General features: G+C 44.0%; 4 protein-coding genes and 1 pseudogene. 2 read left to right on the plus strand and 3 right to left on the minus strand.

Annotated features, from left to right (window positions below; translation table 11 throughout):
• Positions 1–254, minus strand: a pseudogene (locus AC4E7D_RS11730) (tRNA uridine-5-carboxymethylaminomethyl(34) synthesis GTPase MnmE); the annotation flags it as partial.
• A gap of 67 nt (positions 255–321) precedes the next feature.
• Between AC4E7D_RS11730 and AC4E7D_RS11735 the strand changes: the two are divergent.
• Both AC4E7D_RS11735 and AC4E7D_RS11740 read left to right on the plus strand, forming a co-directional pair.
• Positions 322–1,206, plus strand: a complete 885-nt coding sequence (locus AC4E7D_RS11735; RefSeq protein WP_490173981.1) for a hypothetical protein — start codon at positions 322–324, stop codon at positions 1,204–1,206.
• Positions 1,207–1,288: 82 nt separating this feature from the next.
• Entirely contained in the window at positions 1,289–1,651 is a 363-nt protein-coding gene (locus AC4E7D_RS11740) for a DUF4870 domain-containing protein (RefSeq protein WP_490173982.1), read from the plus strand.
• Positions 1,652–1,703: 52 nt separating this feature from the next.
• On the opposite strand, the gene dnaN is transcribed toward AC4E7D_RS11740, so the two are convergent.
• Together dnaN and gldG are read right to left on the minus strand one after the other, a co-directional pair.
• Positions 1,704–2,822 carry a DNA polymerase III subunit beta gene (gene dnaN / locus AC4E7D_RS11745; protein WP_490173983.1) on the minus strand — a complete coding sequence of 373 codons (1,119 nt, stop codon included), beginning with the start codon at positions 2,820–2,822 and terminating at the stop codon, positions 1,704–1,706.
• Positions 2,823–2,952: 130 nt separating this feature from the next.
• Positions 2,953–4,620: a gliding motility-associated ABC transporter substrate-binding protein GldG gene (gene gldG / locus AC4E7D_RS11750; RefSeq protein WP_490173984.1), complete on the minus strand. Its 1,668-nt coding sequence runs from the start codon at positions 4,618–4,620 to the stop codon at positions 2,953–2,955.
• Positions 4,621–4,713: the final 93 nt, after the last annotated feature.

A 4,713-nucleotide genomic window follows, 5' to 3' on the forward strand; every position in this document is an offset into this window, starting at 1 on the left:
ATTTCCACCACGTTTTCCCCCGTATAGGAGTTTGGCCCTTTGAACAGGGAAACCAGGACCTGATCAAGTACCCGATCCCCATCTTTGATTTCCCCGAGATGTATGGTATGGCTCTTTACCTGGCTTAAATCCCTAGAGAACACCTCATTCGTTAACACAATAGCGTCTTCGCCAGAAACGCGAAGTACAGCGATGGCCCCTATACCGGGTGCTGTGGCAGTGGCAATTATGGTATCATTAGGAAGATCTTTCATATTACAGCGGGGTAGGGCACCCAGGTAGTAAGCGTTTTCTTATTATATTGAGTAAAAATAAGACTTAATGAGGAAAATAATCGTCATTTCCTTGCTCTCAGCATGGTTGACAGGAAATGCACAACAAAAAGACATTACTATCCTAGAGGATAAAAAGATAAACCAAAATGCCCTTTCAGATAGCAGGGATAGCGTAAAGGAAAACAATGTCAGGATTCCTAGTTCTCAGGAACTGAAGGCAATTATGGAGAATAAACCATATGTACAAGACGGTATGGTTCAGGTGCCTTATGAACCTAAAAGCGATAGTTTTCTCGACAGTTATATGGAAATTGTTTACAGGAAATCTTTATATCCCGATTCACTTAACAAAAACAGAATGCGTTTTTGGAAAGAACCGGTAAAGGTCTATATCGATCCCTCTGTTCCCGAGCAATACAGTAACTCTTTTAAAACATTTGCTTACAATCTGGATAATCTGGTGGATTCCTTGAGAATTCGTTTTGTAGACAGTGCGGATTTATCCAATTATTTGATATACCATGTAAATGACCAGTTCAGTAAAGAATATGAACCCAAACTTCAGACTTCACCTGAGGGTTATTATGTGTATTGGGAGCAATATTATAAAATCTCTAAGGGGTATTTGAAGATAGATACGAAACGGATAACCAATCCACAGCATATTCAAAGCCTGATGAAGTGGAGGTTTTACGCTTCACTTGGGTATTTTAATACTCAGGATGATATACCTTGTGAAGATTATCTTTCAAGTTGTTTTGAGGTGGATAAACAACTATCCCAAAACGACATTGAGATTCTGAAATATCATTATTCTTACGGTATTTGCAAGGGAACACTTATCAGTAAATTCAAAGAACAGCATAAAAGTGCCTCAGCATCACTAGCCAAAAATCCGAACAACCGTTATTTCTTTGCTCATCCGAAGTAATACTAAGTGTCGACTTGCCCTTTTGTAACAAAACAGATACTTCTGCTACTAATACTGTAGAATCTTTTAAATCAATCAGAAAATGCAAGTTATCAGTCAATCCACCATGAGAACCGACAGGCAACTCCTTGTCGTTACCCACCTGAGTCAGTTGCTCTCTTATATCATTGGTTTTGGAAGTCTGATCGTTCCCCTGATCATATGGTTAACCACCAGGAATTCTGTCGTAGATATGAATGAACACGGGAAGGCAGCCGTCAACCTGCAACTCAGTATTATCCTCTACATATTGTTGAGTATTCCAGCCATTCTTTTACTGGGCCTCGGAATACTGACCCTTATAGGTACTGCCATCCTTGGCTTTGTAATGCCAATAGTCAATGCAGTACGCGCCAATAATGGGGAAGCACCAAGTTATTTTGGGACCATACCCTTTATTTCATAACTAGAATTGATGCTAATCTGAAAGATCCGGATTCCAAAGGGAACCGGATTTTTTAGTTATTCAACATCACCGGCATGACCAGCATGGTAATGCTTTCCCCTTCATCCAGTCCATCTGCCGGAGTGAGGATGCCAGCGCGGTTGGGCAGGCTCATTTCGAGGGATACCTCGTCTGAGGACAGGTGGCCCAGCATTTCCACAAGGAAGCGGGAGTTGAACCCAATCTGAAGGTCATCGCCCTGATAGGAACAGGTAAGTCGTTCCTCGGCTTTATTGCTGTAATCGATGTCCTCTGCAGAGATATTTAATTCAGCCCCAGCCAGCTTTAACCGGATCTGGTGAGTTGTCTTATTGGAAAAGATAGAAACCCGCTTTACAGAGCTTAAAAACTGTGTCCTGGAGATGCTTAAGACGTTTGGATTCTCCTTGGGGATAACCGCTTCATAATTGGGGTATTTCCCATCGATCAGGCGGCAGATCAGTTCTGTATTTTCAAAACTGAACTTGGCATTGCTGTCATTGTATTCAATAGCCACTTCCTCTTCACTTCCGGCCAGTATGCCTTTAAGTAAATTGAGTGGTTTTTTGGGCATTATGAATTCAGCAACTTCTGAGGCATGCACATCTGCTCGCTGATATTTCACAAGTTTATGTGCGTCTGTGGCAACAAAGGTCAGGTGGTCCGGGGAGAACTGGAAGAAAACCCCGCTCATTACCGGTCGCAAGTCGTCATTGCCAGCTGCAAAAATGGTCTTGTTGATTGCGTTGGCCAGGATATCCCCCATCAGGCTAGTTGAACTAGGATCTGCTAATTCCACCGCTTTGGGAAATTCTGCTCCATCTGCATAAGCCAGGGCATACTTTCCGTGATTGGAGCTGATCTCTACTGTATTGTTATCCTCCACGACGAAAGTCAGGGGTTGTTCCGGAAATGTTTTCAGGGTGTCCAGCAGCAAACGCGCCGGCACAGCTATAGTGCCTTCATGGTCAGAATCTACCTCCAAAACCGAACTCATGGTTGTCTCCAGGTCAGAAGCGGAAACGGTCAGTTTGTTCTTTTCCAAAACAAAGAGGAAATTATCCAGGATGGGGAGCGTATTGCTGGTATTGATAACGCCACCCAGGACTTGTAACTGCTTTAACAAATAGGTGCTCGATACTATAAATTTCATAAATAGTGCTGCTTTTGCTTCGTTGGAATTACTCCTGAAACCGGGGTAAATACCCTTTACACAGGTAGTAAAAACAAATATATTTCATATATCTGAATTGCGCCCGGGAAAGGCACAAACTTATCAACAGTTATTTTCCGTATTTACGTTTGCGGATACTGTTAAAGACCCATCCAAAAAGGAGGGTAAGGATAACGGGAAGCCCTATATTCACGAGCTGCCATTTTGTTTTCTGGGCGCTTATTTTTTCAGGGTCCAATAACGGTATACTGACGTCTTTGGCCCTGATGTTTATAAGTCCCGTATCCTCCAGTAAATAGTTCAGGCAATTCACGAGGAATTCCTTGTTGCCATAAAAATTGTTCGTCCATTTGTCGTAACCCAATTCCAAGGGTCGCCCATTTCGCATCTGATTTCGGATCAGGTCCCCGTCACCAATGACTACCATCTTATTTTCAGGTCCCTGGTCCAGGTGATTGAGCCCTTCAAGAGGGCGGACTCTGTTTTTATAAGCCGAACTAAATGCGCCCTCGATTAACACCGCTAAAGGAAGGTTGCCGTTCGTGTAGGCTTCCTTCTCCGGGGGTACCTGTACCATGTCCAGGTTGATCTCCCTGGGCACACCGTCTGCTTTAGACAGGGGAGAACTCTGTAGCAATATCGTTTTTTCATACCCATTCGAAATGGTATCCAGGGAACTGGCAAATTGAAACCTGAGCGCTTCAATATTGGTGTTTACGGGATGGTCTTCCCTTGAAAAAACCATGGGATGATAATACCAGGGCACAGGATTATATTGGGTGTTAGACCCTTCTCCTGCTGCAAGCACCACCTGTGTGAAATACATATCATTGATCAGATTGGGATTTATCCGCACGCCATATCGGAATAACAGGTCATCCAGCTGTAAATCCCTGATATAGGCAAGGGCTTTACCCTCGTTGTTAAACAGGCTGTCTAGTTCAGCCACCACAGGATCCAGTAACCAGAGGCTAGCCCCCCCATTAACCATATACTGATCCAGTACGTACTTTTCTTCTTCAGTAAAAGGTACAGTGGGTTTGGCGACCAGGGCGAGATCAAACTCCTTTAACCGGGCAAGGGTACCCTCGGGATTTGTAGCCACAGAATCCAGGGTGATCGCCCCTATGTTGTAATAATCACGTATGGAGGTCAGAAAGTCAGCCAGATACGGGTCCGCTAATTCTCCATTACCCTTTAAGACCGCAATACGCTTTTTATCTCTGATGCCCAGTTTGGTGAAGGCATCGGCAAAGGCGTATTCCAGGTTCTGAACAGAATTGGTTATACGCTCCTGTGAAGTTGCCCCAAGTCTATTTTTGAGCAAAGGCACCTTTACCGTGCGTTCCTGATAGGTGACCAATGCCCAGGGAAACAACAACTCCTGGGTGGTCCGGTTATTCTCTTCAACGGTAATGTTCACAGGGGTAAGTCCCAGGGATTGCAATTGTGCAATTGTGGCCTCGTTTGCTGATTCCTCTTCAAGGGGGTTTACCAGGCTGTAGGTTAGCATTGCATTGGACTGGGCATATTCTTCCAGGATCTGTATTGTTTCCTTTCGTAACCGCAGGAATTCCGGGGGGAGGTCACCGTCGAGTAGTACATCGATTATCACTGCTCCTTCCAGGTTTGCCACTGTTACCTTGGCGGCCTCAGATAAGGTATAGCGCTTGTCTTCCGTAAGGTCAAAACGCAGGAAGGCCCACTGAGCCAGAATATTCACCAGTATTACACCAAATAGGACTTTTATACCCGAGATGAAGAAGTTCTTGGTCATCAGCGGTTACGTTTTTTAAAATATTCCTGGGTGAGAAACAGGAAAAAGAAACTAATAGTCAAAAAATAGATCAGGTTACGGGTATCGATAACT

The sequence above is a fragment of the Lentiprolixibacter sp. genome (assembly GCF_982873095.1).

Excerpts from the sequence above, each read along its gene's own strand:
- dnaN (WP_490173983.1), bottom strand. The coding sequence starts at position 2,822 with ATGAAATTTATAGTATCGAGCACCTATTTGTTAAAGCAGTTACAAGTC.
- gldG (WP_490173984.1), bottom strand. The coding sequence starts at position 4,620 with ATGACCAAGAACTTCTTCATCTCGGGTATAAAAGTCCTATTTGGTGTA.
- AC4E7D_RS11740 (WP_490173982.1), top strand. The coding sequence starts at position 1,289 with ATGCAAGTTATCAGTCAATCCACCATGAGAACCGACAGGCAACTCCTT.
- AC4E7D_RS11735 (WP_490173981.1), top strand. The coding sequence starts at position 322 with ATGAGGAAAATAATCGTCATTTCCTTGCTCTCAGCATGGTTGACAGGA.